General features: G+C 44.9%; 24 protein-coding genes. 8 read left to right on the forward strand and 16 right to left on the reverse strand.

Annotated features, from left to right (window positions below; genetic code table 11):
* Positions 1–5: 5 nt before the first annotated feature.
* Together EAE30_RS15850 and EAE30_RS15855 are read right to left on the reverse strand one after the other, a co-directional pair.
* Positions 6–1,397 (reverse strand): RNA-guided endonuclease InsQ/TnpB family protein, encoded by a 1,392-nt coding sequence (locus tag EAE30_RS15850; RefSeq protein ID WP_241967685.1) that lies wholly within the window; start codon positions 1,395–1,397, stop codon positions 6–8.
* A gap of 237 nt (positions 1,398–1,634) precedes the next feature.
* The gene (locus tag EAE30_RS15855; protein WP_123016783.1) at positions 1,635–2,540 is read right to left on the reverse strand and encodes a 3'-5' exonuclease; all 906 of its coding nucleotides are present in this window, start codon (positions 2,538–2,540) and stop codon (positions 1,635–1,637) included.
* Positions 2,541–3,180: 640 nt separating this feature from the next.
* Here EAE30_RS15855 and umuD point away from each other — a divergent pair.
* From umuD to EAE30_RS15870, 3 genes are all read left to right on the forward strand, one after another.
* Complete coding sequence (umuD, locus tag EAE30_RS15860) at positions 3,181–3,630, forward strand: translesion error-prone DNA polymerase V autoproteolytic subunit (RefSeq protein WP_123016784.1); 450 nt, start codon at positions 3,181–3,183, stop codon at positions 3,628–3,630.
* On the forward strand, positions 3,599–4,906 hold the full coding sequence (gene umuC, locus EAE30_RS15865; protein ID WP_277871345.1) for a translesion error-prone DNA polymerase V subunit UmuC: 1,308 nt from the start codon (positions 3,599–3,601) through the stop codon (positions 4,904–4,906). Before umuD ends, umuC begins: the two co-directional genes overlap by 32 nt.
* 270 nt (positions 4,907–5,176) lie before the next feature.
* Positions 5,177–5,851 carry a hypothetical protein gene (locus EAE30_RS15870; protein ID WP_123016786.1) on the forward strand — a complete coding sequence of 225 codons (675 nt, stop codon included), beginning with the start codon at positions 5,177–5,179 and terminating at the stop codon, positions 5,849–5,851.
* Between the two features lie 42 nt (positions 5,852–5,893).
* Here EAE30_RS15870 and mobI read toward each other — a convergent pair whose 3' ends face one another.
* Positions 5,894–6,337 carry a conjugative transfer protein MobI(A/C) gene (gene mobI / locus EAE30_RS15875; protein ID WP_123016787.1) on the reverse strand — a complete coding sequence of 148 codons (444 nt, stop codon included), beginning with the start codon at positions 6,335–6,337 and terminating at the stop codon, positions 5,894–5,896.
* 465 nt (positions 6,338–6,802) lie between these two features.
* On the opposite strand from mobI, the gene EAE30_RS15880 reads away from it, so the two are divergent.
* The 3 genes from EAE30_RS15880 to EAE30_RS15890 are packed head-to-tail and all read left to right on the forward strand — an operon-like array spanning position 6,803 to position 9,292.
* The gene (locus EAE30_RS15880; RefSeq protein ID WP_123016788.1) at positions 6,803–7,777 is read left to right on the forward strand and encodes a ParM/StbA family protein; all 975 of its coding nucleotides are present in this window, start codon (positions 6,803–6,805) and stop codon (positions 7,775–7,777) included.
* A gap of 2 nt (positions 7,778–7,779) precedes the next feature.
* Positions 7,780–8,049 carry a hypothetical protein gene (locus EAE30_RS15885; protein WP_123016789.1) on the forward strand — a complete coding sequence of 90 codons (270 nt, stop codon included), beginning with the start codon at positions 7,780–7,782 and terminating at the stop codon, positions 8,047–8,049.
* A gap of 1 nt (position 8,050) precedes the next feature.
* Positions 8,051–9,292, forward strand: coding sequence for a tyrosine-type recombinase/integrase (locus tag EAE30_RS15890; protein WP_123016790.1), 1,242 nt, complete (start codon positions 8,051–8,053; stop codon positions 9,290–9,292).
* 16 nt (positions 9,293–9,308) lie between these two features.
* On the opposite strand, the gene EAE30_RS15895 is transcribed toward EAE30_RS15890, so the two are convergent.
* From EAE30_RS15895 to EAE30_RS15910, 4 genes are all read right to left on the reverse strand, one after another.
* Positions 9,309–9,503, reverse strand: coding sequence for a helix-turn-helix transcriptional regulator (locus EAE30_RS15895; RefSeq protein WP_000127614.1), 195 nt, complete (start codon positions 9,501–9,503; stop codon positions 9,309–9,311).
* Positions 9,504–9,719: 216 nt separating this feature from the next.
* Positions 9,720–10,934 (reverse strand): type II toxin-antitoxin system HipA family toxin, encoded by a 1,215-nt coding sequence (locus EAE30_RS15900; RefSeq protein WP_123016791.1) that lies wholly within the window; start codon positions 10,932–10,934, stop codon positions 9,720–9,722.
* A complete protein-coding gene (locus EAE30_RS15905; protein WP_086597896.1) occupies positions 10,927–11,247 on the reverse strand; it encodes a helix-turn-helix domain-containing protein in 321 nt (106 codons plus the stop codon). Before EAE30_RS15905 ends, EAE30_RS15900 begins: the two co-directional genes overlap by 8 nt.
* A gap of 766 nt (positions 11,248–12,013) precedes the next feature.
* A complete protein-coding gene (locus EAE30_RS15910; protein ID WP_123016792.1) occupies positions 12,014–12,106 on the reverse strand; it encodes a peptide chain release factor 3 in 93 nt (30 codons plus the stop codon).
* Between the two features lie 196 nt (positions 12,107–12,302).
* On the opposite strand from EAE30_RS15910, the gene EAE30_RS15915 reads away from it, so the two are divergent.
* Complete coding sequence (locus EAE30_RS15915) at positions 12,303–14,321, forward strand: bifunctional diguanylate cyclase/phosphodiesterase (protein ID WP_123016793.1); 2,019 nt, start codon at positions 12,303–12,305, stop codon at positions 14,319–14,321.
* On the opposite strand, the gene rimI is transcribed toward EAE30_RS15915, so the two are convergent.
* From rimI to EAE30_RS15930, 3 genes are all read right to left on the reverse strand, one after another.
* Positions 14,309–14,776 (reverse strand): ribosomal protein S18-alanine N-acetyltransferase, encoded by a 468-nt coding sequence (rimI, locus tag EAE30_RS15920; protein WP_241967687.1) that lies wholly within the window; start codon positions 14,774–14,776, stop codon positions 14,309–14,311. The two genes, EAE30_RS15915 and rimI, sit on opposite strands and share 13 nt — an antisense overlap.
* Entirely contained in the window at positions 14,773–15,180 is a 408-nt protein-coding gene (locus EAE30_RS15925) for a DNA polymerase III subunit psi (protein ID WP_123016795.1), read from the reverse strand. Before EAE30_RS15925 ends, rimI begins: the two co-directional genes overlap by 4 nt.
* Before the next feature lie 75 nt (positions 15,181–15,255).
* The gene (locus tag EAE30_RS15930; protein ID WP_123016796.1) at positions 15,256–15,747 is read right to left on the reverse strand and encodes a GNAT family N-acetyltransferase; all 492 of its coding nucleotides are present in this window, start codon (positions 15,745–15,747) and stop codon (positions 15,256–15,258) included.
* 598 nt (positions 15,748–16,345) lie between these two features.
* Here EAE30_RS15930 and EAE30_RS15935 point away from each other — a divergent pair.
* Positions 16,346–18,415, forward strand: a complete 2,070-nt coding sequence (locus EAE30_RS15935) for a sensor domain-containing protein (RefSeq protein WP_123016797.1) — start codon at positions 16,346–16,348, stop codon at positions 18,413–18,415.
* Between the two features lie 248 nt (positions 18,416–18,663).
* Here EAE30_RS15935 and nlpI read toward each other — a convergent pair whose 3' ends face one another.
* The 6 genes from nlpI to infB form a co-directional block, all read right to left on the reverse strand.
* Positions 18,664–19,545 carry a lipoprotein NlpI gene (gene nlpI / locus EAE30_RS15940; protein WP_123016798.1) on the reverse strand — a complete coding sequence of 294 codons (882 nt, stop codon included), beginning with the start codon at positions 19,543–19,545 and terminating at the stop codon, positions 18,664–18,666.
* Positions 19,546–19,712: 167 nt separating this feature from the next.
* Complete coding sequence (gene pnp, locus EAE30_RS15945) at positions 19,713–21,848, reverse strand: polyribonucleotide nucleotidyltransferase (RefSeq protein WP_123016799.1); 2,136 nt, start codon at positions 21,846–21,848, stop codon at positions 19,713–19,715.
* A gap of 285 nt (positions 21,849–22,133) precedes the next feature.
* The gene (gene rpsO, locus EAE30_RS15950) at positions 22,134–22,403 is read right to left on the reverse strand and encodes a 30S ribosomal protein S15 (protein WP_123016800.1); all 270 of its coding nucleotides are present in this window, start codon (positions 22,401–22,403) and stop codon (positions 22,134–22,136) included.
* Between the two features lie 129 nt (positions 22,404–22,532).
* Entirely contained in the window at positions 22,533–23,480 is a 948-nt protein-coding gene (truB, locus tag EAE30_RS15955; RefSeq protein WP_123016801.1) for a tRNA pseudouridine(55) synthase TruB, read from the reverse strand.
* Positions 23,480–23,878, reverse strand: a complete 399-nt coding sequence (rbfA, locus tag EAE30_RS15960) for a 30S ribosome-binding factor RbfA (RefSeq protein ID WP_123016802.1) — start codon at positions 23,876–23,878, stop codon at positions 23,480–23,482. The genes truB and rbfA overlap by 1 nt, the downstream gene beginning before the upstream one ends.
* 99 nt (positions 23,879–23,977) lie before the next feature.
* Positions 23,978–26,689: a translation initiation factor IF-2 gene (gene infB / locus EAE30_RS15965; protein WP_123016803.1), complete on the reverse strand. Its 2,712-nt coding sequence runs from the start codon at positions 26,687–26,689 to the stop codon at positions 23,978–23,980.
* Between the last annotated feature and the right edge of the window lie 23 nt (positions 26,690–26,712).

A 26,712-nucleotide genomic window follows, 5' to 3' on the forward strand; every position in this document is an offset into this window, starting at 1 on the left:
ACCGCCTAAGCCGCTAGCTTTTCTTTTTTGACGCTTCGTTGGACACCGCTAGTCGAGCTTTTGGCTCGGCTAGTCTTACGATTGCCTCCACGTCCACTATCTGACTGAGTTCTTAGAACTCCATCGTCAGACAACACCGTTCCAGTGTCTAATATTAGATTAATTGCCCGTTTCTTAATGACCAATGATGCGTTGTTGTCTGCATTGTCAGTATTGCCACAATTGCCGCACACAAAGAGTTCTTGTGATTTTCGGTTGTCGGGGTGAGTGTGATCGCACTGAGCGCACTCCTGACTGGTATACGGAGCAGGGATTTTGAATACGGCTTTACCCGCTTGGTAAGCCTTGTATTTGGTGTAGGTTTCTATGATGTGCCAACCAACGTTCAGAATAGACTTGTTTAGCCCTGCCTTTTGTTTGGCTTTATTTGACACATATCGGCCTTGCTCGTTTTGTTTTGCCTTTGGCTTGCGCGTCATGCGTGAGGTACTTAGCGCCTCGAACACAATAACCTTAGCTTGACTATCGACTAATGAACGACTTGTTTTATGCGCAAAGTCATTACGTATGTTCGCCTTTTTAGCGTGATGCGTAGCAATACGGTGCTTAGTTTTGTTCCTGCGGTTTGAGCCTTTAGTTTGACGCGCCAACTTGCGTTGTAGTCGCTTAATGTAGCGATCAACTTTGGTCATCTTCTTTTTCTGATTGTCACAGAAGTCGAACGTCATTGAGCCAGCATGAGCAGGGATGGCAACACCACGGTCTACACCGATAACGCTTTCTTCCAGATACTCTTTTGTTGAGCCTTGCAGAAACGTCAAGTGTTCAGCATTGCTCGATAGCTCAACTTCATTCTTTCCATTCTCATAACAGAAAGACACCGTGTATTGACCGCGCTCTTTACGCACATACAGCGAATTAGGGATCTCAAACTTACGATGCGCTTTAAACGATAAATAACCAATATTATTAGTCTTAGTGCCAATAAACAGGCGTAAATTACCATCTTCACAACGGTCGAAATGGAATACTTCACGGGTAAGATAAATGCTTCCCTTGTCGGTTTTTGGCTTGCGCTTTGGCCGTCCACATGCGCCTTTCATGAACTTTTGATAGGTTTGATACCAGTTAACAGCACTATTGCGGAGTATTTGGCTAGGACACTGGTATAGCCAAGGAGATAGTTCTTTCGATTTAAACTGCGATGTCTTTTGATCAAGCGGCGCGTAAGTACCAATCGGGTAATACTTCCTTGCAAAAGTGCGGTAATACCTTTCCTCATCCACTTTGGCATTCCAAATGCTACGCGCACAGCCCATCCACTGGCTTAATACCAGTTTTTGATTGGATGTAGGGTTAGCGCGGAGCTTGATACCAGTGAGCAAAGAGTACCCCATCAATGACCTGTATGGATATACAGTATTTTATCATACTTCTTGACGTTTGCAAGTTGCTGCCTTGCAGCCGCAGCGGTGTTACCTGCATTCGCTCACCCCAATCACATAGAAGATCTATGCTCATGGGCATTCGCTCACTTGCCGCCTAGCTGCAACACCAAGTAGTTTGGGTATAACGTAAGTTCACTTTCCATTTTCCAGATGTTTTCAAATATGCAAGGCTTACCTTGTAGAGAGCTACAAAGCTTTAAATCGATTACGGGCATCTTTGTAGTCATAGTGGGCATGTTCTGAGCCACGATGATACAAATCATCCAGGTAAGTTTGTTCCTGCGGCAACTCGTCTTCGCTGATTTCGCGCCACCAATGTTTGTTGGCACCTTTAACGCCGTCATGCCAGCGGTAACCACGCTCTTTTAAATAGTCCTTTACGTCAAACGGCGCACCAAACGCACGAACTAACACAGTTCGCCTGTCTGCTTCAGACAACAAGTTTGCAACGGACTCGGGCAACAAATAGAACAACCAGGCCATCGCCAAACAATCGGTTGCAGCTCGGTGTCCTTCATAGAACCAACCTAATCGAAGCAGCAGGTACTCAAGTTTTCGACTTTCAAAACCCAGCGCCTTCCAATCTATGCCACTGGCTGAACAGGCCCAAGATAGATGGCCTAATGCAGCAAACCGCTTTTCAAAGAAAGGACGATCAAACTGTGCATTGTGTGCAACCACCAACGGATCATCGGATAACCAACTCGCTACCAGTGAATCATCAATGCGCTGGCCTCGCACCATGTCATCGGTAATACCGGTTAACTCTGTAATCAGCTCGGGGATTGGCTTGCCGGGATCTTCATACAAACTGATCACATCAACAATCGACACAATCCGCTGAGCAGAGGGACTGTAAAGCACCTTAACCATACCAAGCTCAATAATGGACTCGTCATCGGCAGACAGTCCGGTTGTCTCTGTATCGAGCAGCACCATTGGCTGTTCATCACCGACCATAGGAGAAAGTTCAAGTGGCCAAGTCTGCGGCTCACGCGTTAATGGAATGCGCTCCAGCAATCTAAAATCTTCTGGTCTTTCTGGGATATCCGCGAGGCGCTCTAGCGGAAATGGCGCAGGGGCTCTTGTCATTGATGGTTCCTCTTCAATTCTATTGTTCGCTTTAGGTGATTTCACTGTGCCACAGTTTTTTCTAAATGCACCTTGGATACCTCAGCGTTTTTTTAATCTTTCTACTGGGTGAACCCATGTATGAAGGCTTTGGCTAAGCCTTTCAGAAAGCCTTAGCTAAACCCTTTAGGTAACCCTTACCGATACCCTTTACGTATGGCTTAGCCAACCCCTTTTCAAACGGTTGCAAAAGGCTTGAACTGAGTTCGACTGAGCATTTTAATGGTGCTCCTAACTTCGCTTTAAGCCAGTAAATTCAATACGAAGCAGAATTTTACTAACTGTTTTGAAACCCTTTGCGAAGGGTTCAACAAGCCTTGTTTGACGGTTACTTGACCCATGTGTTAACCAGTAGCAGTAACAGGATCAGTAACAGAAACAAGAGCAGTAGGCAGAAGCAGTATTGTCCAAGCCTTGCAGGCTTTGACGAGGGCGAGCGATCCCCCACATCTAGTTTTTCATCACAAAAAATAAATCACCGACAACACAGCGTCTTACTCGAACAACTACAGTTTTACCTACAATTTTACTTGTAGAAATCAGCATAGCATTAGATACTGTATAAACAAACAGTATTAATTATGATTTTTCGAGGTTCGTCATGAGTGTCTCGCTGATAGGCCGTAGCGGCGCACTTGCCTTCATCAAAGCCAAGCGCCTTCGTATTCCATTGTTCATGGAACGTGTTTCTGCTGGTTTTCCCTCCCCAGCGCAGGATTATGTTGAGCAAACGCTCGACCTCAACGAGCTGTGCATCAAGCGACCAGCTGCAACGTTCTTTGTGCGTGTTGAAGGTGATTCTATGATTGATGCCGGGATTCACCCAGATGATATTCTGGTGGTTGATCGCTCTGTCCAAGCCGAACACGGTGACATTGTCATCGCGGGTATTCATGGAGAACTCACGGTAAAGGAGCTTCAGCTGAGGCCGTGCGTCATGCTGATCCCAAGAAACCTGGCGTATGAGCCCATTCATATTCCTGAAGGGACAGAGTTAGAGATATTTGGTGTGGTCACCAATGTGGTGCGAAACATGCGCCGTAAGTCGTGACGATCCCATGCCAGTATTTGCCTTGGTGGACTGCAACAACTTTTACGCCAGTTGTGAGAAGCTGTTTCGTCCTGATTTAAAAGATACGCCGATTGTGGTGCTGTCCAACAATGACGGCTGCGTGGTTGCACGGTCGCGTGAAGCTAAGTTACTCGGTATTAAAATGGGCGTACCCGTCTTTCAAATCAAAGCTGAAATGCAGCGCCATGGCATTTTGGCATTCTCGTCCAATTACGCGCTGTACGCAGATTTGAGCAGTCGAGTGATGCGCACTTTGGAGGAAATGGCACCACGAGTAGAGGTTTACTCCATTGACGAAGCGTTTTTAGATTTAACCGGTATAGAGTCTGCCATATCTCTTGTCGAGTTCGGGCAACAAGTGCGAGAGCGCATAGGCCACTGGATTGGGATCACCGTCTGTGTAGGTATTGCACCGACAAAAACACTCGCCAAACTGGCAAACCATGCCGCCAAAAAGTATCCAGCCACTCAGGGGGTTGTAGACCTGACCAATCCAGATCGGCAACGTCGATTGCTCGCATTAGTCCCGGTTGATGATGTTTGGGGCGTTGGTAGACGGCTTTCTAAGCGTTTAAATGCTTTGGGTATCACCACAGCCTTAGATCTCGCCAATGCCTCTCCTAGAGCCATCAGAGACCAGTTCTCGGTGGTTTTAGAGAGAACCGTCAGAGAGCTCAACGGTGAGTCGTGCATTGAACTTGAAGAGATCCCGCCAACTAAGAAGCAAATCGTCTGTAGCCGTTCATTTGGCGTAAAAGTAACGCAATTTGAATTGTTACGTGAGGCCATATGCGAATACGCAACCCGCGCCACGGAGAAGCTTCGCAAAGAACAGCAGCAAGCCAAAGTGATGACCGTGTTTATACGTACCAGCCCCTTTAAGGACAACGAGCCGCAGTACAGCAACTCTGCATCGGGTGAGTTGCTGATCCCCAGTTGCGATACGCGGGACTTTATCGAGCTGGCCAATCACTTACTCAAGCGGATTTGGAAAGATGGTTTTCGTTATGCCAAAGCGGGCGTCATGCTGTCTGACTTTTACGATCCCGGCATGTTTCAACCAGGACTATTCGATGACATATCGACCCGTTCTAATAGCCAACAGTTAATGTCTGTATTGGACACCATTAACCAAAGCGGTGCCGGAAAGGTTTTCTTTGCTGGACAAGGTACGAAGAAAGATTGGTCGATGAAGCGAGAGCATTTGTCTCCCGCTTATACAACACGCTGGGACCAATTACCGCGAGTGAAGTAGTTTCGATTTGCGCTCCAGTCCGCCATGCAGCGAAATACCTAGTGTGTACAAATATAGGGGGTTAGCTTTTCGATTTCCTAAGGGGGCAAGATTAATTACTTGACAGAACTCATTGCGTCAAGGCATCATTTACATAGGTATTTTATGGATGCCAGCCCACCCCAAAGGCAAATCTCTTTAGAGAACCAACTATCCTTATTTAAAAGTTTTTTTCAGCCATCGTATATGGTGAGGGGTGCACTTTAATCAATGGCTATTGAGGAAAACGACATGTTAGCTAAGAAACAAAATTTAATTGCACACGCAAAAAAAACAGCAAAAAAACTCCACAAAACCTCTCCAGAAAAATCTCACAGCCAGTGCTTGAATCAAACCGCACAAGATTTGGGATTTCGCGATTATCACGATTTACTTCAACAAAATAAAATTCAAGGCTCCGAACTCGAAGCTAATATTTGTCTGATTGATAAATACTCTGAAATCATCAAGAAAGTGCTCGCTGACTGCATAGACAAAGAACAAAAAGATGAGTTAGTTAATGAGTTTTTGGGGTTGCTATCCACAGCCATCGATACTAATTCAAATTTAAAACATGTTGAGCAATTGACAAGATGGACTATTGATAAAGAAAAACTGAAACAATATGGATATTCTTGTCATGAAGGCGAGAACAAACAGCATGAGGATTTAGGCTATATTTTAGTCGCTATTGGCCATTACTATAGATCTTTAATGGATAATTGTAGCTACCAAATTGGTGAGCATATTAATTTTAAAAGTTATTTCGGCTATTGGCTACGCGCTATGTACCCTGGCGCTAAAACCAGTTCAAAAGTTTTAGAAACACTTAAGCAACTCTACCCAGAAAACGGTGACCAAGGGCTCTCAATTGGGGCCACATCTTGGGCACCAACTTGGTGGCTACAGGAGCAAGGAAGAATTTAACTCCCTGTAATTTGTCGGGTTAGATATTCTAACCCGACAAACTCAATAGGCATTCACTCTGCGACGCAGCATGTTGAGCTTATCAACCTGGCATCGAACATCACTGAAGAATTCTTCTTTCTCCATGGCCAGCGCTAACTCCCATTCTTTGGCCAAACCTTGGCAGTCCAAAAATGAGTATCTCAGCTTCGTCTTTGAGATACGCAGCCCCTTGCTAAATACCACGCGTTTGCCTCGTTGACCGTGAAAACTGTTGATGTACCACTCGATGCCAAAGCCATACTTAAAGTCTCTGATACGGACACCAAGCAGCCCCCAATCTTTAAAGGGCGCATTTTCGCGAACCTTGTAATGGGTAACCCAAAAGTCATCAACTTCAGCTCGTGCCAGCGCTTTTAGCCTGTCTGTTTCTTGCTGAAGTAAATCTGATACCTCTGCTTTCCATTGTTCATTGACGATTTCTACCAAACCAATTTCCCCATCCAATTAACCCCAAAAGCCAAAACCACTATCCGTTTGGCTTTTGGATCGAAACGCCAAACGTAAAACTGCCGTAACAATCACTGTTTGGCGTCTCGATATAAATCAACTCGCGCAATCCCATACCTGACAAGGGATACAGCCCGATTTCACTTAAAAACGCCTAAAAAAGACGTATCGTCATGAAGATACAAACCGTTTGGCGAGTTCAGGCCAGAATGCAAACGACGTTTGGCGTCTCGATTTTTTTGACTAGGTCATCCGCCGCCAAACAGAGCCTATTCTCATACTTTTGCGAAAATGCAATAGGCAGATAGATGAAAGGATTTGTCACCTTTCTGCCCACCGCCAGTGCACCGAATCCTGATAATGACATTTGAGTGAACCGACAGAGCACTTGGAAATGCCCAAGCGTGGCCAGTGCGGTTGATTGAAAACCGTTAGAGCACTTTGAGTGCACAGGAGATAAGTATGTTTGTACTAGGCGTAGATATCGGTTACTCAAACCTGAAGCTGGCAATTGGCCAATCAGGCAGTGAACCGAAAACCATTATTCTGCCTGCGGGTGCCGGTCCTGCGGATCGTATGCCAGAGCGTATCGGTGGAGGCGATGATGAAACTTGTTTGTATGTGTCAGTCGATAATGAGCGTTGGGCCGCTGGTGTTCCTGCTGGACGCCTTCAAGGCTGGGAACGAGAGCTTCACCCGGAATATCCCACCACAAAAACCTATAAGGCACTTTTTCATGCCGCCTTGTTAATGGCTGAAACAGAATCCATCGATTTGGTTGTCACTGGATTACCGGTTTCCCAGTTTCATGAACCACAACGTAAGTCTGACCTTGTGAAGCGTTTAAAAGGTGTCCATCAAGTGACGCCTAAGCGCAGCATCACAGTTCATGACGTCAAAGTGCTGCCTCAGCCTGCCGGTGCCTATATGGATCTGGTTCAAACAGGTGGAGATTTGGGCTTGATTGAAGAAGGTCGCGTCGTCGTCATAGATCCCGGCTTTTTTTCTGTTGACTGGGTTGCCCTTGAGGCCGGAGAAATTCGCTACAGCTCATCAGGAACCAGTCTTCAGGCAATGTCCGTGCTACTGGAAACCATTGATAAGCTGATTTCGGAAGATCACGGTGCCAAAGTAGGTATGGATCGACTTGAAAAAGCCATGAGAACCGGCGACTTGCAGGTGCTGCTGTTTGGAGAAAAGGTCGATATTTCACCTTATCTAAATGCTGCCATGAAAAAGGTAGCGCCTGTTGCTCTTACAGCCATGCGCCAATCCATGCGTAACGAAAGCATCAATGCGGACTTGGTATTGATCGCCGGAGGTGGAGCCATGGCTTATAAGGAAGCGGCCAAGGAGATTTTTTCACGAAGCAAGATCATCGTGCCGGAACAATCTGTTTTGGCGAACGTCCGAGGCTTCTGGTTTTATGGGGCATGATTATGAGAGTTGTGGTCAACATTCCCCCAGGGAGCCACCCTGAACTGCTCAAAGAATTGGAAAAGACGCCGCCACGGGAACGCGCTGAGCGTCTGCGGATGCTGGCCACCTTTGGCTTAATTCAAATGAGCCAAGCCAATCTATCCACGACATCTGTACCGGTGGATGGCCTTGCACCGGATGGTGACGTTACTTCCATGAGTACAGCGCCAGAACCCAAAGCAGAATCACGTAAACAATCATTAAAATCAAAACTAGGGCTGGGCTTATAACATGGCGTTATCAGTTAGCTGGCTCGATGCCAGGTTAAATAAAGAAGCAAAAGAAACCGTAGTAAAAGCCGACCGAGATGGGCTAAGTGCTCGGGTATCGCCCAAGGGCAAAATTGTTTTTCAGTTTCGCTATCGTTTCGATGGCAAGCAACAGCGGGTAGACATAGGTACTTACCCACTTATGAAGCTTGCTGAAGCCAGGAATGAGCTGGATAGGTTAAGGGCGGTACTCGACCAAGGCAGAAACCCCAAGCTCTACCTACAGCAGGAACGGGCCAAGTATTCTGCCAATCAAAGCTTCGAATCGATTTTTCGAGACTGGATAGACTCTGCCGGTAAACAAGGGCTAAAGGAGAAAACGTGGCACTACCAAAAACGCAGCAGTGAAATATATTTGCTGCCCCGACTTGGCAAGTACCCATTAACTGACATCAATGAATTGTCCTTACGAAACTGTCTTCGTGAGGTTTCGGAGACGTCCCCTTCAAACACAGAACGCCTAGTTTCTGTGCTGCATAAGTTTTATGACTGGCGGATAGATGAACAGATTTTGGAAATTAACGCTGCCGCTGGGATCACTGCAAAAAAGGTCGGCGGTAAGAAAGGCAAACGAACTCGGGTGCTAAACGACAACGAAATCAGGATACTTTGGCGCTATTTGCATGAGTCAAAAATCACTGAGAAGAATCGCATCTACATAAAACTGCTTCTGCTATTGGGCGGTCGCAAGGGCGAACTCATTCAAGCTGAAAAGCATCACTTTGACTTGCAATCTGCAATGTGGACAGTGCCCATAGAGATCCGCAAACAAGGTGAGAAAATTGGAGCGCCGATCATGCGGCCATTGATTAGGCCTGCTATCGAGCTGATTGAACTGGCGATGCAGATGAGCAAATCAACCTACTTGTTTCCCGCGAACGGACAAGAAGAGCTTGCCACAAATGGCTTTGATACCACTATTCCTAACAATGTGAAAATCTGGGCTCGCAGATCGCTTGGTATTGAGATGGAACACTGGTCTATGCATGATCTTCGCAGAACGATGCGAACGCGAATGTCGGCCATCACGACGCAAGAAGTTGCCGAGTTGATGATTGGCCACAGCAAAAAAGGGTTGGATGCTATCTACAACCAATATCAGTACCTGGATGAAATGCGTCATGCTTACGACGTTTGGTATCAACAGCTAGAGACCATCATCGAGCCGACAGGCTTTTCATTCAACTGGCGTTTCGGACAATAAAATAAAAGAAAGAGGCTCAGTCCTCTTTCTTCTCATACTCCTCCAAATCTTCAATGTGCCACAGCTTATTTCGTGTATTTCGGTTGATACGAGGTTGCGGCAAGCTGCCATCTTTTATTCTTCGCCAGAGCGTCGTATAGCTAATGTGGTAACGAGCCATCACTTCGTAAGATGTTAGAAAAGGGGTTACCTGGTGCGCTACTGCTGTCATCTGCATTCTCCTGAAAATCAATGTAAAGCTATCATCGCCTGGTTCATCACTTGTTGATGGTCAGAAAGATGCATGATTTGTTCAGAAGATCAGCCTTATCATGACACCGGTATCATTGTGCAGTTTACCAAATTTCCAGTTTACGGCGAAAAGCGCCGTAAAATCGCATTAAGTTAAACCATCTTTATCGATATGCACGCTCTAGCTACTAGGAATTCAGCGTAGCGGTATACTTCGTAAGTGCATTTCGATGGCTTCAATCACTGACTTAGTGAGGGGTAAATGCGCTTTTTCTTTCGCCCATACCTCATGGAAGCCTGCTACAGTTTGCTTTGCAGTATCTAACACCAATTTTTCTGGCAACATGGCTTTAGCCGCTAAGTGTGATAGCTCATCCAGCGTGAAATCGCTGAATCTCTTGCTACGGCTCACCTTCAGCGATGCACTATCATCGGGGATATAAGGAATGGTTGAAACAAAGTCATAAGCAGGCGCAATCGATGCGGTGCGCTTATCTTTGTAGATCACAGACCAATTCTTCAAATGCATATCCGCATTGCCAATTAGGGTATTGAACACCAGTCGGCGAGTAAATTCAGCAATGTCTTCGTCTTGCCCTTCAATACCGATAACCTGAGCAATATTTCGCATACTGGCTTTTTTGTACTTATCTTGAGGATAAACGCCAAACACTTGCGCAAAGTCCTCAATGTGCACAGCTTGACCATCTGCACGGTCAAAACGCTTGATCACAAAAGCGCTATCACCAAATTTGCCAATGCCATTTGGGATATTAGTAATCCGATTAATAGGGAGTAGCTGCGTTTCTGGCACGTCCATTCCCAACATTCGAGCCAGTTCCATCATTGAATATTCATTTTCTGGCACAGCTTCAAACCGAGACGACGGTAATTTTACAATCCAAGAGCCACCTTGACCGGTTGCTGGGATCGTCAAACCGCCATTTGCCTGCTGCACAGCTGAAAACTTCAATTGAACTCCCGCTAATGAAAAACGCATTGGCCCATCTGTTTTCGTTTCATCTTCTATGTCTTGATGCACATTAGGTGGTAAGGCTTCACCATCCGCAGGCTCAACCGTGATCGCGCCTGCCAAATCCTGTCCCAGCACCCACAATAGAAAAAACTCCCGCGCTGGATTAACACCGGCACGCTCTGCCAGGTAATTTCGCATGGTTTCTTCTGGCAAAAGGTTAGAGAAAAACGGGGTTAACTTGGTTTGGGTCGGTTTGAAGCTAGTCAGCAAGCCACCTAGCGAATCTTTAAAGCCAAGCCCTAACACAGGCCGTGATTCGTCATTAATGTACGAATCCATAAAGGCAAAAAGTGTTCTGTCATTGCCCACGTTGGTGATCGTTGCAATGGGTTCACCGTAAAGCAAAACGTTGAGCGTAGAGACATGGTTAGTCATCGTCGTCTTCCTCTAACTGATATGCGGGCGACATTGGCTCACCCTCGTCGCTGATGCCGTTAATACCTTGTCCACTTCGAATGATCGACTTGATGGCAGGTACAGATTTTTTAGGCGCAACCAATAGCTCTAGGTCTAGTACACGGGCAAGAGCAATCAAACTGGATACTCTTAAATCAACACCGCCAGACTCGATTCTGGATATATGGCTTTGCGGCACACCCGAACGCGCGCTCAGCTCTCTTTGACTAAAACCTTTACGTACCCGAGCTTCTCGAAGGCTTTCTAGTATCTGCTCTGTTACATAGCTCATTTCGATACACCTTAATACATCACTTAAGAATAATTATATACAAAAATATATCACGGTAACTCAAATAACACAAATTCGATTAGCCATTACATATCAAAAGCCATGAACTGATACATAATTACATATAAGTAGAAGGAGATTTTTGTCATCGACAAAAGAGCGATACTCTCGCTGATAATCGCGAACTGACACATCAAACTCCCTAAGTACTTTTGTCGCTCAGACCTTATACAGCAGGGGCTACAGAAGAACTCGCGTCAAATCTCCAGAAGATAAGTGCAACAAAGAGGAAGTTTGTACACAGTTACAGGAAATTTTGTACACACAGGCCGATAATAAAGTGCAAAACGAGGGTATGAACTGTAGTTAAATTTGAGGGTAAGTCCGATATCTCAGTTAGAAATAGTCGTATTGGTTCGCTTCAAGCATCTTCAAAAACAAACACCAAAGCAAGAATCACACCAACAATAAACCCCTTAATTAAATTTTGTATTTTGGTGCAGAAGAAAACATTTATCAAAAAATGGGGACTCTTTTTAGATGTAGTACTTTTCACGTCAAACCCTGTAACCACAAGGCCTACAGCCAAGTTTGTGTCATGGAATTATCGCCAAAGGCCTTTAAAACGGAATTTGTACTCAAGTTTGTACACACTTTCCGAGGTTACGCTTGAACATCATTGAAAAGCAAAGAAACGAGAAAAAGACAAAAAGCCTTTAAATTCAGTACGTAGAGATGTGATTGTGGTGTGCAATGAAAGGTGGTTTTAAGCGTTGAAAGGCTGGGCGGCATCAGGGTGAGAAATGATCGCGAAAGTACGACGCTTGGCGACTTCGCTAACTAATACACTGTTCGACATGTGAAACCAATCTTTTTTATGACCTAGAGTGTCTAAGAGACCTAAGCCTTCGGTTCAAATTTACCGAGTATTTTCCCCCATAATCGTCTTTTGAGCAACTGAAAGCCATTTGTCGATCAAATAAAACGGAAACCGCACTGCGGGGGGCGTTTTATCACCTATAATTTTTAAGTCTATGACATCGAATAAGAGGCCTATGGCAAACATCAAAACCACTCAGTCACTGGCGGCAAAACAAGCATTAACGGTATTCGTCGTTTCCATGTTACTTGGGGTGATCTTCAGCCTCAGGTACACCTTGGTTGATGTCAAAAACGAAAAACAACGCATCGCCAAGCACTACCGTATGACATTGATGCAAAACTACAATGCCGCAAGCCAAGCCGCTTATCGCCTCAACCCGATACTCGCCGAGCAAGTCATTGCCAATTTGATGGCCGATTCGGCCATCAAAAGTGCTCGCTTAATCGACGATTTTGGCGATACTTTATTTGCCAAAGAACGTCTCGCCCCCAGTTACTCGCACTTTAATACATGGCTGACGCAATATCTCGTGCCGGATTCCACGGTCTTTTCAACGCAGTTACACCAACCGCAAGGCCATGCCGTTGTGGGAGAACTTCGTTTTACCATTCATACGGGGCAAATCACTCACACTTTCATAAAGAAAAATTACCAATGGCTGTTATTTGATTTCCTGCGAACCTGCCTAATGACGGCAATATTATTGGCATTTTTTTACTTCAAGCTTTCACGGCCTATCACCCAATTAATCGATTGGGTGCGTGAGTTACAACATACGAAAAAAGCTCTACCTAATTCACTACAACAAGGTCATAACGAGCTCAAAGAGCTTGCTCAAACCTTTTATGTCCTATGGGAAGAACGAGAGCACGCGGTCGAACAGCTCAATCATTTAGCCTACTATGATTCATTAACTCAACTCAAAAACCGCAGTATGCTCATGAAGATACTGAGCCAATGGTTAGACTCAAGCATAAAAAATGATACGACAGGCGCGTTGTTCTATTTAAATTTAAACCGTTTCAAGACCATCAATGATTCGCTTGGACACACCGTCGGAGATAAACTGTTGATCGCGGTAGGCCGACGTCTAGAAGACTGGGCTCATTATAATTATACCGTCGCACGGATTGGTGGGGATGAATTTGCCATTCTGCTGCCCGCCTACGATACAAGCAAAGTCGAGCATATTGTTCATGATCTCTTAGCCCATTTATCTCGCCTCTATACCATTGGTTCTCATCAGTTGTATTGTACTGCCAGCATTGGTATTACCCTCTTTCCTGATGAGACAGTACAGAGCGACATTGACGTCTTACGTCAGGCGGATACGGCGTTATTTCGAGCGAAACGTAGTCGCCAGCCTTATCAATTCTATTTACCTGAAATGCAGTCACAAATTGCGGAGTTCATGGACATAGAGAAAGGCTTACACCATGCGATTGAACAGGGGGAACTTGAGCTCTATTACCAACCTCAAGTCGATAAATATCATCACATTATTGGAGTGGAAGCACTGGTGCGTTGGAATCATCCAACTCGTGGTTTATTGTCACCCGCCACCTTCATGCCGGTTGCGGAAGAAACCGGTCAAATCATTGACATCGGCCACTGGATTCTAAATACCGCCTGCCAACAATATGCTCAGTGGCATAACGATGATGTGTTGCCTCAATATTTCCGGCGTTTGGCTATCAATATCAGTCCACTGCAATTTGCGCAAGAATCCTTTGTCGAATTAGTGCAATCAGCGTTAGAGACCGCCTCGGTTTCCAGTCAAAATATTGAATTGGAAATCACCGAAAACCTGTTACTTGAGAATATTGACGGAGCCCGAGATAAAATGCGTCAATTAAAACAACTCGGTATTTATTTTTCCATTGATGACTTTGGCACCGGTTATTCTTCGCTACGCTATTTAAAATACCTTGATATCAACGGACTGAAAATCGATCGTTCATTCATTAGTAACCTTCATGAAAGCAGTAGCGCCCAAGCGATTGTCGATACGATGGTCGTTATTGCCCAGCGATTGGAGATTGATGTCATTGCAGAAGGGGTCGAAAATAGAGACGAATTGGACGCACTACTTCGCATGCAGTGTGAACATTTCCAAGGTTACTTTTTTGACAAACCGCTCCCAGAGCACACGTTGAGGGAACGGTTTCGTCAAATGGTCTACCCATCATAATCCTCAGGCAACAACACATACGCCATGAGTACTGCTGCTTCCCTACCCTTATGTGTTGGGTAGTAATCCATACGCGTTCCTTGTTCTACAAAACCCAGTTTACGATATAGGTGGATGGCGGCGCTATTGCTTTGCCTAACCTCGAGAAAAATATTTTCGGCCCTCACTTGATGAGCATAATCGATTAATGACTGTAATAGCTGAGCGCCTAACCCTTGCCCTTGGAAGACGGGATCAATCGCGATATTGAGGAGTGAAATATCTCCGACCGCATTCTGTGCGTAATAATAACCAGCGACGTTACCGTCAAGCAGTAACACGCGATGACACTGCATCGGACTTTGCCATCCAAAGACTGACATCATTTGCCACGGATGTGCATGCGCCTTTTGTTCTATCGCCCACACATCATCAAGATATTCATCACTAAAATCTACGATGCGAACTGTCATCATTGACCTCGCTGTGTACAAATTTGCTGCCATAAAGCACGACGATGTTGCGTATTGCCATCGATCTCTTGAATATAGGGCGAAATCAACTGCTTCGTCACGGTATGCTCTTGAGCGGCACATCCAGCAAACCAAACCCATTGGATATGCTCGGCTAACTCAATCAAAGAAAAATTATCGGGCGTGACTCGAACCACATCCTTCAGTGACACATCAAATGTGGCGAGGATACGTTCAAAAAAAGGTAAATCCTCGTCACTTAATGCTTTATCTGTCACTAAAAGTAGACAATATTGTTGAGGCAGTTTTTGCTTTACAGTCTGCACTCCTAGAAGCCGTTCAGGATGGATAAGATCCCACGACTGAACACCCATTTCATGTAAATAGGAACCAAACGCTTGTGACATAATATATGTTCTATTTAGAGTGGAGGTCTATGCTAACAAACACGCTCCCACTCACTCAAGGAAAGCAGCGAGGGATTATCTCATCTGCGTTAAGGTCAAACCACACAACTCCGTGCCAAAAGACAGGTCGCCTGCGGGTAATTGATACTCATCAAAGCTAACGATTTGTATGTTGTGGATAGACTCTCGCTCTATCACTCGAAACCCAAGTGTCTGCCAAAATGAGGATGAACCGGCCACAACACATCCTGGATAGCCGAGTTCAGCTAATGTATTTAACCCTTCTTGTACTAGTTGAGTCGCCACACCCTGCTGGCGGAAATCTTCATGAGTACACACCAACGACATCACTTGCCAATGGCTATCTTCACCATCAATCACTAACGGACTGAAGATAATATAACCAATTTTTTCGCCATCATCAGTGCACGCCACCAGCGACAGCGTGCGACGTCCATTTTCACGTAATGCCGTCACGAAAGAACGTTCATCACTGGATGCAAAGACTGATGTCAATAACTGATCGATAAAGAGAATATCAGCTGGAGCTTCAGTACGTATTAGCATTCATAACCTCTAAGATAGAATGAGTTTAGACTCCGCTTTATGCCCTAAATCATGTGGTAGGGAAAGCCATCTTTAAGTATCCATCGAAATATTCGACATGGGCGTAGTGTATTGGTCGAAGACGCCCATGGCAACAACCGACAAAATAGGACAGTGCGATTATCTTAATATTTTTTGGATAACATCACTAATGATAGGATCATGAGTACGTTCATCTATTTCACCACAAGACAATTCCGCACTCGACAAGGTCTCTCTACTATTCATCTATTTTGATAATAAAAATTTTTTATTTTCGTGATTTTTATATTAAAAAGCTAAATTGTTCTCATTTATTATCAATGGAACCTCGATTAGTCCCTGTCATTCCTGAGTTTTCTATGTAAAAATAACTCACCAATGATAAATTGAGATTGCAAAGTGGGCTCCTATTTTAATCCCATATAAAACAGCGGATGATAAACCTCTTATTTATCCATAGTTTGACACCACTTTGTACTGAAACGCCCAGTGTCAAAAACAACGCAAGCACATCAATATGCAACACTATTTATTGAAATACGAATAAATAGCAATAGGAAAAGTTGGTAAGGATTTCATGCCTGAGCAAACATTATCGGACAATTTGCAATACGGATTTACAAAACTCGCAGCAAGCAGCACGTTCTTTTTTGCCATTTTAGACAAAAACCACCAATATCATATGGTGAATGAACGTTATGCTGAGCTATCAGGGTTATGTGCAGCAGATTTGAATCAATCAAACGATAGCGACACTTTCGGTATGTCGTACTATAACGCATTGCTTCCTTATTATCGCCTCGCGTTTAACGGTGAATCAAGTGAAGGAGAAGTGGAACTCTCTCGTCATGGATACTCCACCGCTCTGCATTTCTCCATTACCCCTTTAACGCAAGAGGGTGAAGTTCAGCATATTCTTTTTCAAGCCAGTGATACTTCCGAACAAAAACAACTTCTTAACTCATTGCATGAATCCGAGAATAAGTTCTTAGCTCTTTCGACATTGATCAGTGATGGACTGCTCCTCGTCGAAAATAATACGATATTATCCGCCAATGCCAAAGCGGTGCAGCTTCTTGGCTTCAATGACACTCACTACCTATTAGGTGAACGGCTCTCAGCTCTGTTTAGTCTGCCAAACTCAAATACTCCCTTACCGCCTTCTTTTTTAGCTAATGCCGTTTCTCCTAGACTGTGCCAAACCAACTTTCGCTGTGCAACACAACGTCCCCTCTCGATGTCATCCACCTCAACGCAACTTTGGGGGGAACAATCGTATCTTGTTCTGCTTAAAGAGACGACCATCGCCAAGGGAGAAAAAACGGAGACACATCAGCCAGCTACTCACATCCATGTCGACCCGTTAAGCGGGCTAGTTAATCGCTTTGGCTTTACACGACGTCTTGAGCAGTTCATTCATAACGAAACACCGTTATTGATGCTGTACATCGATTTGGACAACTTCAAGAGTGTCAATGATTCATTAGGTCACCATATCGGTGATAAAGTCATTCGCGAGATATCCAACCGACTTAAACGGATCCTTCCTAAGCATGGCGTACTTGGTCACTTAGGTGCCGATGAGTTTGCGATTATTTGCCCCAATCCAGAATATGCACACGCGGCAGAAATGCTCTCTGATCGTGTCATCACACTGATTAACCAGCCATTCGATCTGCAATATTTTAGTAAACGTATGTCTTGCTCCATAGGGAGTGTGGTGTATCCAGACAATGGACTGAACTCTCGCACGCTCTTACAAAATGCAGACACCGCCATGTTTGAAGCGAAAGAGCGCGGACGGAATCGACTGGTCACCTACGACTCAGATATGAATAAAGCCGCGAGAGCTCGCTTATGGTTAGAAATTGAACTTCAGAAAGCGCTGCAAAAAAACGGCCTCGATGTGTGGTATCAACCTAAAGTCGATGCCAAAACACTGGAGATCAATGGAGCAGAAGCTCTGGTTCGCTGGAAGCACCCAGTAGAAGGTTATATCAGTCCGGGATCGTTTATTCCGGTCGCGGAAAAGTCAGGGCTCATTGATCATCTGGGTAGAGTCATCATTCGTGAGGTGTTCAATACGGTCAAACGTTGGAAGACGAAAAACATTTTACCAGGACGGGTCGCCATCAATTTATCACCAGAACAATTTGGTAACCACGAACTGTTAGAGTTTCTTGAGCGCCAACTTAATTCTACGGGAATTTCTCCCAGTTGCATTACATTTGAACTGACTGAAAGCGCGGTAATGAGTAATAGTCAGCACACACAAGAAATGTTAAGGGCGATTAAAAATATGGGGTTTGCCTTATCTATTGATGATTTTGGGACCGGTTACTCTTCACTCGCTTATCTTGCACGCTTCCCCATTGATGAACTGAAAATAGATCGTGGTTTTATTAATGATATCAATCAATACCCCAAACAAATCACGGTCATCGAAAATATTATTAATTTAGGTAAGTCATTGAATTTAGAACTCGTGGCAGAAGGTATTGAAACTCAGGAACAAGCCACTCTGTTGGCTGAGTTAAACTGCAACACCATACAAGGCTTCTTTTATCACCGGCCTCAACCCAAAGAAGAAATTGAAGAGTTATTTATCCAACACCACAAAAGAAAGCACCCGCCCCGTCAATATTAACAAAATACAACAGCACCACGATTGACTGGGTAACGGTTAAGTTTACGAGTAATGCAATAGCGTACACATCAAGCAATACCGCTTTTTTACCACTCATTTCTGATGTCATCAAAACGTATGTGCGGCTCTTATTAGCAAGCATGTGTTGGCCTAATGAGTGGTGTGAATGCTCAATAGATACCGATTAAGCATAAAAAAACGACTCGGATGAGTCGCTTTCTAAAAGTAATCCACTTCGTACACAGACGTTATTGCTTAGTTTGTCGCAGCGATTTGTAAATATTTTCTAGCTCCAAGAAGGAGTAACGATATTCAACATATTCCTGTACATTCAATGAAATGGCTAACTTAAATAATGACAAGGCATGCGCATAACGTCCTTGCAGCTGATAACGTTTGCCTAGATAGAAATACGTTTCCGTTAAGCGATGAGCCAATAACTCATTATCATGTGTAGAATCGAGAATGGACTTCAATACCTGCTCTTCAGACACTTCACCTAAGGTCAATGCCACAAGATTCCATCCCCACTGATCATTGTGGACACTGTATTCGTTGAGCAATACTTTTTTCGCATGTTGCGGATCTTGCTCATATTGCATGAAATAAACCCACAGCGCGTTAAAGGGATCATGAGGCTGTAACTTGGCGAGTTTCGCCATATCTTCTAATCCGAGCTCTGGACGCTCACCGTAGTACAAGGCTACCGCTCGATTACGTAACGCGAACGCATTCTTCGGATCGAGATCAAGCGCCGAATCAAACGCATCATAAGCGGCATCGTGCTTATTTACCCCTGTGTAGAATACACCTAGCATATTAAACACCGCGGGCTGCTTAGGATTAATGGCTATGGACTGGGAAAAATCCAACCTTGCTAAATCTTGTAGTCCAACATTGTCATAAGCGTTGCCACGCTGGTTCAACATCCGCGATCTGACGTTATCACTGATATCCTGTCGTTGTAGCAATTCACTTAAGCGTGCGATCTGGACTTCGTCCTTGACAGAATTCTGTAATGGAATTGCCATCGGTGCATAAACCCACTGAGTCTTTGGGGGCGATTGATGTGCACACCCAGCGACCAATGTCATTGCCACGCTCACAGCAAGGGTACGAAACCACTTCACAGATACTTACTCCTGTTATCCTGAATGACATGCAACGCCACGGAAACACTCGTGACATCACTAAATGACTAACCATGTCCATAAAAAAAGGAACGTGATTACACGTCCCCTTTATATCATGCTTTCAAATGATAATGCTAAACCATTATCATTGAAAAAACCGTCGATTACTCAGCTTGAGCGTTATCAGCTGCGGCTGATGCTTCTTCCGCTGGCTTCTCTACCGCTTCTTTCATGCTTAGACGAACACGGTTCTGACGGTCAATTTCAAGTACTTTCACTTGAACTTCTTGACCTTCAGTCAGGTAGTCAGACACTTTTTCAACTCGCTTGTCAGCAATTTGAGAAATATGAACCAGACCATCTTTACCTGGAAGAATCGTAACAAACGCACCGAAATCCGCTAGACGAGCCACTTTACCAGTATAGATTTTACCGACTTCCACTTCCGCGGTTAGCGCTTTAATACGTTCGATCGCGTCTTTCGCTTGTTCGCCGTCAGTCGCTGCAATTTTAATTGTACCGTCATCTTCAATTTCGATGGTTGTACCGGTTTCTTCCGTCAATTGGCGGATAACTGCACCACCTTTACCAATCACGTCTTTGATTTTCTCAGAGCTGATCTTCATGGTATGAATGCGTGGAGCAAATTCAGAGATATCATCACGAGCACCTGAGATGGCTTGATCCATAACCGTTAGGATATGCATACGCGCACCTTGTGCTTGATTCAATGCAATTTGCATGATTTCTTGAGTGATACCTTCAATTTTGATATCCATCTGCAGTGCAGTCACGCCTTCTGACGTTCCTGCCACTTTAAAGTCCATATCACCTAGGTGGTCTTCATCACCAAGAATGTCAGACAGAACAACAAAGTCATCGCCTTCTTTAACAAGACCCATTGCGATACCCGCAACCGAAGACTTAATTGGAACACCAGCATCCATCAACGCCAATGAGGTACCACATACCGACGCCATAGAGGATGAACCATTAGATTCTGTAATTTCAGAAACAACACGTACTGTGTATGGGAATTCATCAACGGATGGCATAACCGCGGCAATACCACGCTTAGCAAGACGACCGTGACCGATTTCACGACGTTTTGGTGAACCAACAAAGCCGGTTTCACCCACACAGTATGGAGGGAAGTTATAGTGAAGTAAGAAGTTATCTTTACGCTCACCTAACAAGCTATCAATGATTTGTGCGTCACGCTGTGTGCCCAACGTTGCGGTTACCATTGCCTGCGTTTCGCCACGAGTAAATAGTGCGCTACCATGAGTACGAGGTAGAACGCCTGTACGAACGTCCAATGCACGAACCATGTCTTTCTCACGACCATCGATACGTTTTTCACCCGCGATAATACGGCTACGTACAACGTTCTTCTCTAAAGAACCAAGCTGTTTCTTGATCTCTTCGCTATCTTGAGAATCATCTTGTGCCAAGATCGCGGCAGTAACGTCAGCTTTAATGGCATTAACTTGTTCATAACGAGCCATTTTCTCAGTGATTTGATACGCTTCAATCAAACGAGATTCAGCAAGTTCAGCAATCTGTGCTTTCAATGTGGCGTTTTCTTCTGGCGCCGTCCATTCCCAAGCAGGCGTCCCCACTTCAGCAGCAAATTCATTGATAGCCTTAATGGCCGTTTGCTGTTGTTCGTGACCATAAACGACAGCAGATAACATCTCGGCTTCTGATAGAACATCCGCTTCCGATTCTACCATCAGAACCGCACCTTCTGTCCCTGATACCACAAGATCAAGACGAGAAGATTCCAATTCACTTGGGCTTGGGTTCAGAACCAATTGACCATCGATGTGACCAACACGTGCCGCACCAATTGGGCCATGGAAAGGCATACCTGAAATCGATAACGCTGCAGACGTCGCAAGCATAGTGACGATATCCGGCTGTACGTTCGGGTTAACAGAAACAACAGTCGCAATTACTTGCACTTCGTTTTTGAAACCTTCAGGGAATAGAGGACGGATAGGACGGTCAATCAGGCGAGCGGTCAGTGTTTCACTTTCCGATGGACGACCTTCACGCTTGAAGAAGCCACCTGGAATTTTACCCGCAGCGTAAGTACGCTCTTGGTAGTTAACCGTTAGAGGGAAAAAGCCCTGACCTTCTACGGCTTCTTTTTTACCAACAACAGAAACAAAGACTGAGGTATCATCCATTGTTGCCATAACTGCGGCGGTTGCTTGACGTGCAATCACACCGGTTTCTAAAGTAACGGTATGATTACCGTATTCAAACGTTTTAACTACTGGTTTTTCAAACATTAAGTGTTCCTTATTTCTAATTAGCTTCTAGTAATAGACTAATTAGATGAATCGTATAACACTCAAAGCATCGCCAATCGCGACTAGTAAAAACAGACTTCAATAAGTCTACTTTGAATAGCCGCGACCTACTGGCCGACTAAGGTGACAGCAATGCATTGAGTCATTGTGAATTAGTTAATCGTAATTAACCAATGGAGAGTAGTATAAACTACTTAGGGGAGGATATGCCAAATATAGATAACAAAAAAGGGGCTCAATGCCCCTTTTTTGCTCAAACCGATCTTAGCGACGTAGGCCAAGACGTTTGATTAGGTCGTGGTAACGAGCTAGGTTCTTACCTTTAAGGTAATCTAGAAGTTTACGACGACGAGAAACCATGCGTAGAAGACCACGACGGCTGTGGTGATCGCCTTTGTGCTCTTTAAAGTGACCTTGAAGGTGGTTGATTGAAGCAGTAAGTAGTGCTACTTGAACTTCTGGTGAACCAGTGTCACCTTCTTCACGTGCATATTCTGCAACGATTGCTGCTTTAGTTTCTGCATTCAGAGACATAATTCTCTCCTAAGAGTTAATATAATCAAAATGTATCAGCCAATCTCTGATTCAGCCGATACGATGAACCGCGAATTATAGGGAATAACCGCCTAGCATACAAGCACTATCCCTCGCTAACTCACGAGTTTATTCTTCGCTTTGTGTGTAAACCACTAACCGTTTAGGCGCGATGTTGCCAGGTTCCGTCACTTGCCCGACTCCGAGGAAGAGCTGGTCATCCCCTCCCAACATACGAACCATACCATCGTTAGGCGTATTAGCGACGATGACTGATTGACCATGTTGGACCTTGTCTATCTGTTCTCCTGTCATATAAACAGCAGGCAAACTTTCAACGGCAGTATCCATCGGTAATAACAACGGATCCAACAAGTCTTTCGGGGCGATCTCTTGCGACTGAGCTTGCTCAACTAATTCGTTCAGTTGCTCTAACGTCACCATGCGCTCATAAGGGTAATTCGCGACACCAGTACGACGTAAATAGATTACGTGGGCACCGCACCCTAAAAGCTCACCAAGATCATCAACGATAGTACGAATGTAAGTGCCTTTAGAACAATGCACTTCCATTTCAACTTCATCGCCTTCAAAACGAATCAGATCGATATCATAGACATGAATCGTTCTGGATTCGCGTGGTACGTCGATCCCTTCACGAGCGTACTCGTATAACGGGCGACCTTGATATTTTAACGCAGAAAACATCGAAGGCACCTGCTGACTTTCCCCTTTAAAGGTTTCGATTTGACGCAACAGCGTGTCTTTCTCAACATCAACAGGGCGAGTTTCAACCACCTCGCCATCCGAATCAGACGTATTCGTGCGTTCACCTAATTTAGCGATCACACGATAACGCTTATCGGAATCAAGCAAAAACTGCGAAAACTTAGTCGCTTCACCTAAGCACACAGGCAACATACCGGTTGCGAGCGGATCTAACGCCCCCGTATGGCCCGCTTTTTCGGCAAAAAACAGGCGCTTTACTTTCTGTAACGCATCATTGGACGAGATACCTGTCGGTTTATCTAACAGCACCACGCCATTAACAGCACGGCCTTTGCGTCGTCTTGCCATTACTCTTCGTCCTCTTTGCTACCTGACTCTTGCTGTTTGCGTTGGTCATTACTGACCACTTCAGAGACAAGGTTAGACATACGCATCCCTTCAACCAGGGTATTGTCGTATTGAAAACGAATTTCAGGGGTCAAACGTAAACGAATACGACGACCAAGCATCATACGAACATGAACTTCGTGTTCACGTAGCGCTTTCAAACACGATTCAGGGGTTTGCTCTCCGACACACAAAAAGGTCACGAAGACTTTGGCGTAGGAGAGATCTCGTGAAACTTCCACATCAGAAATCGTCACCATTCCGATACGTGAATCGCGAACTTCACGTTGTAGAATCATCGCGAGTTCTTTTTGTAGTTGCTGACTCACTCGTTGAGTACGGCTAAATTCTTTTGGCATATCTTTTCTCCCTAACAGAAAGAATGGGGGGATGGTCAAGCCAGCCCCCCATGGTGTATTTAACAACCGAATGTTGCCTGATTAAGCAAGCAAAGTTGATTAATCAATCGTACGTTTAATCTCAATAGTTTCAAATACTTCGATTTGGTCACCAACGCGAACATCATTGTAGTTCTTAACGCCAATACCACATTCGTAGCCATTCTTCACTTCTTGAACGTCATCTTTAAAGCGACGTAGTGATTCTAGCTCGCCTTCGTAAATAACCACGTTTTCACGTAGCACACGAATTGGGCTGTTACGCTTGATCACACCTTCAGTCACCATACAACCGGCAATCGAGCCAATTTTTGGTGATTTAAATACGTCACGAACTTGCGCAAGACCAATGATTTGCTGTTGGAACTCAGGAGCAAGCATGCCGCTCATTGCTTGTTTCACTTCGTCGATCAATTGATAAATGATTGAGTAGTAACGAAGATCCAAGTTCTCTGTTTCAACAGTACGACGTGCAGAGGCATCAGCACGCACGTTGAAACCAACAACGATAGCATTAGATGCAGCTGCCAGCACGGCATCCGTTTCAGTAATACCACCGACACCTGAACCTACGATATTCACTTTCACTTCATCAGTAGATAGCTTACGTAGTGAGTCAGCAATCGCTTCAACAGAACCCTGAACATCCGCTTTCAATACGATGTTCAATTCCGCTACGTCACCAGAAGTCATGTTAGAGAACATGTTTTCTAGTTTCGCTTTTTGCTGACGAGCCAGTTTCACTTCACGGAATTTACCTTGACGGTAGTTAGCCACTTCGCGCGCTTTACGTTCGTCACGAACAACCGTCGCTTCGTCACCTGCAGCAGGAACACCGGACAAACCGAGTATTTCTACTGGGATTGATGGACCCGCTTCTGTGATTTCTTCACCCAGTTCATCACGCATCGCACGAACACGACCATACTCTTGACCACAAAGAACGATATCGCCTTTATTTAGAGTACCAGACTGAACAAGAACCGTTGCTACTGGGCCACGACCTTTATCAAGACGAGATTCAATCACAACACCAGAAGCCATACCTTCAGAGACAGATTTCAGCTCTAATACTTCCGCCTGTAGCAAGATCGCTTCAAGTAGTTGTTCGATGTTGGTTCCCTGTTTAGCAGAGATGTGAACAAACATGTTCTCACCGCCCCATTCTTCAGGAATAACATCATAAGCAGCCAGTTCGTTCTTCACGTTATCTGGGTTTGCGCCATCTTTATCGATTTTGTTAACCGCAACAATCAAAGGTACGCCAGCCGCTTTCGCGTGCTGAACTGCTTCGATAGTCTGAGGCATAACACCATCATCAGCCGCAACAACCAAGACAACGATATCCGTCGCTTGTGCACCACGTGCACGCATTGAGGTAAAGGCCGCGTGTCCAGGAGTATCTAAGAAGGTAATCATACCTGTCTCAGTTTTCACATGGTAAGCACCAATGTGCTGAGTAATACCACCGGCTTCGCCCGTTGCTACGTGAGTACGACGAATGTAGTCAAGTGTTGACGTTTTACCATGGTCAACGTGGCCCATGATCGTCACAACTGGCGCTCGTGGTTCAGTTGACTGAACATCCGATTGATCACGGTCAGAAAGAATCGCTTCTTCTAATTCGTTTTCTTTTCTTAGAATAACTTTGTGACCCATTTCTTCAGCAACTAATTGCGCTGTTTCTTGGTCAATCACTTGGTTAATGGTCGCCATCGCGCCCATTTTCATCATTGTTTTAATGACTTCTGTGCCTTTTACCGACATTTTCTGAGCTAACTCAGATACGACGATAGTTTCACCGATAACAACTTCAGATTTGGCCACAGTCGCGGTTTTATCAAAACCATGCTGCATAGATGAAGGCTTGTTCATACGACCTTTACGGCCCTTACCTTTACTACGAGAGCGTGCGTTACGTTCTTGACGGTCGTCACGTGAGGACATTTTTTTCTTAGCCGCGCGGCGAGTTACTGTGCCTTCTTCACGGCGATCAGCCTCATCTTCCGCTTCACGAGCGTAGGTTGAAGTTGTTAAGTGGTAATCTGTTTTCTCTTCCATAGCACCTTTTTTCTCTTCATCGGCAGACCAACGCTCGGCGTTTTGTGCAGCTAGTTTGCGTGCTTCTTCAAGCTGACGCTGGGCTTCCGCTTCTGCCTTGCGCTGTGCTTCTTCTTCCTGACGACGTTTCAGCTCTTCGGTCTCTAGACGGACAGCTTCTTGCTGAGCTTTTTGCTCATCAGTCTGCGTACGTTTCGCTTGGTCTTGGGGCTCACGTTCCGTTTTTGCTTTTGCTTCCGCTTCACGTTTTGCCATTTGCTCTGCTTCACGTTTCGCTTTTTCTTCAGCTTCACGTTTTGCCTTTTCCTCGGCTTCACGTTGTGCTGCAGCTTCTGCGTCACGTTTCGCTTGTTCTTCTGCTTCACGTTTCGCTGCTTCTTCAGCTTCACGTTTCGCTTCGTCTTCGATTGTTGCACGCTTTACGTAAGTACGCTTTTTACGTACTTCAACCTGGATATTCTTACTTTTACCACCGCCTGCATTGACACTCAGTGTACTGCGTTTTTTACGCTGCAATGTCAAGCGGGTTGGCTCTGTGCCTACATTATCACTAGGATCTTTACGTAAAAAGGAAAGAAGACGTTGCTTCTCACCATCAGTTACGTTGTCTGAACTAGACTTAGGCATACCAGCCTCAGCAAGTTGTTCTAATAAGCGGTCAACTGGAGTACCAATTTCTTCACTCAGTGCTTTAACTGTAAGTTGTGTCATGCCGCTTCCTCCCCTTGCCGATG

The organism is Vibrio zhugei (assembly GCF_003716875.1).
GTDB classification, from domain to species: domain Bacteria; phylum Pseudomonadota; class Gammaproteobacteria; order Enterobacterales; family Vibrionaceae; genus Vibrio; species Vibrio zhugei.

Bases quoted from the DNA above. Each gene is read 5' to 3' on its own strand.
- EAE30_RS15925 (WP_123016795.1), bottom strand. From the start codon at position 15,180: ATGTCACAAGCGTTTGGTTCCTATTTACATGAAATGGGTGTTCAGTCG.
- pnp (WP_123016799.1), bottom strand. From the start codon at position 21,848: ATGTTTGAAAAACCAGTAGTTAAAACGTTTGAATACGGTAATCATACC.
- EAE30_RS15870 (WP_123016786.1), top strand. From the start codon at position 5,177: ATGTTAGCTAAGAAACAAAATTTAATTGCACACGCAAAAAAAACAGCA.
- umuC (WP_277871345.1), top strand. From the start codon at position 3,599: ATGTGGTGCGAAACATGCGCCGTAAGTCGTGACGATCCCATGCCAGTA.
- EAE30_RS15880 (WP_123016788.1), top strand. From the start codon at position 6,803: ATGTTTGTACTAGGCGTAGATATCGGTTACTCAAACCTGAAGCTGGCA.
- rbfA (WP_123016802.1), bottom strand. From the start codon at position 23,878: ATGCCAAAAGAATTTAGCCGTACTCAACGAGTGAGTCAGCAACTACAA.
- umuD (WP_123016784.1), top strand. From the start codon at position 3,181: ATGAGTGTCTCGCTGATAGGCCGTAGCGGCGCACTTGCCTTCATCAAA.
- EAE30_RS15930 (WP_123016796.1), bottom strand. From the start codon at position 15,747: ATGCTAATACGTACTGAAGCTCCAGCTGATATTCTCTTTATCGATCAG.
- EAE30_RS15855 (WP_123016783.1), bottom strand. From the start codon at position 2,540: ATGACAAGAGCCCCTGCGCCATTTCCGCTAGAGCGCCTCGCGGATATC.
- EAE30_RS15905 (WP_086597896.1), bottom strand. From the start codon at position 11,247: ATGAGCTATGTAACAGAGCAGATACTAGAAAGCCTTCGAGAAGCTCGG.
- EAE30_RS15885 (WP_123016789.1), top strand. From the start codon at position 7,780: ATGAGAGTTGTGGTCAACATTCCCCCAGGGAGCCACCCTGAACTGCTC.
- infB (WP_123016803.1), bottom strand. From the start codon at position 26,689: ATGACACAACTTACAGTTAAAGCACTGAGTGAAGAAATTGGTACTCCA.
- EAE30_RS15900 (WP_123016791.1), bottom strand. From the start codon at position 10,934: ATGACTAACCATGTCTCTACGCTCAACGTTTTGCTTTACGGTGAACCC.
- EAE30_RS15890 (WP_123016790.1), top strand. From the start codon at position 8,051: ATGGCGTTATCAGTTAGCTGGCTCGATGCCAGGTTAAATAAAGAAGCA.
- EAE30_RS15850 (WP_241967685.1), bottom strand. From the start codon at position 1,397: ATGGGGTACTCTTTGCTCACTGGTATCAAGCTCCGCGCTAACCCTACA.
- EAE30_RS15910 (WP_123016792.1), bottom strand. From the start codon at position 12,106: ATGTCGAACAGTGTATTAGTTAGCGAAGTCGCCAAGCGTCGTACTTTC.
- rpsO (WP_123016800.1), bottom strand. From the start codon at position 22,403: ATGTCTCTGAATGCAGAAACTAAAGCAGCAATCGTTGCAGAATATGCA.
- rimI (WP_241967687.1), bottom strand. From the start codon at position 14,776: ATGATGACAGTTCGCATCGTAGATTTTAGTGATGAATATCTTGATGAT.
- truB (WP_123016801.1), bottom strand. From the start codon at position 23,480: ATGGCAAGACGACGCAAAGGCCGTGCTGTTAATGGCGTGGTGCTGTTA.
- EAE30_RS15935 (WP_123016797.1), top strand. From the start codon at position 16,346: ATGCCTGAGCAAACATTATCGGACAATTTGCAATACGGATTTACAAAA.
- EAE30_RS15895 (WP_000127614.1), bottom strand. From the start codon at position 9,503: ATGACAGCAGTAGCGCACCAGGTAACCCCTTTTCTAACATCTTACGAA.
- EAE30_RS15915 (WP_123016793.1), top strand. From the start codon at position 12,303: ATGGCAAACATCAAAACCACTCAGTCACTGGCGGCAAAACAAGCATTA.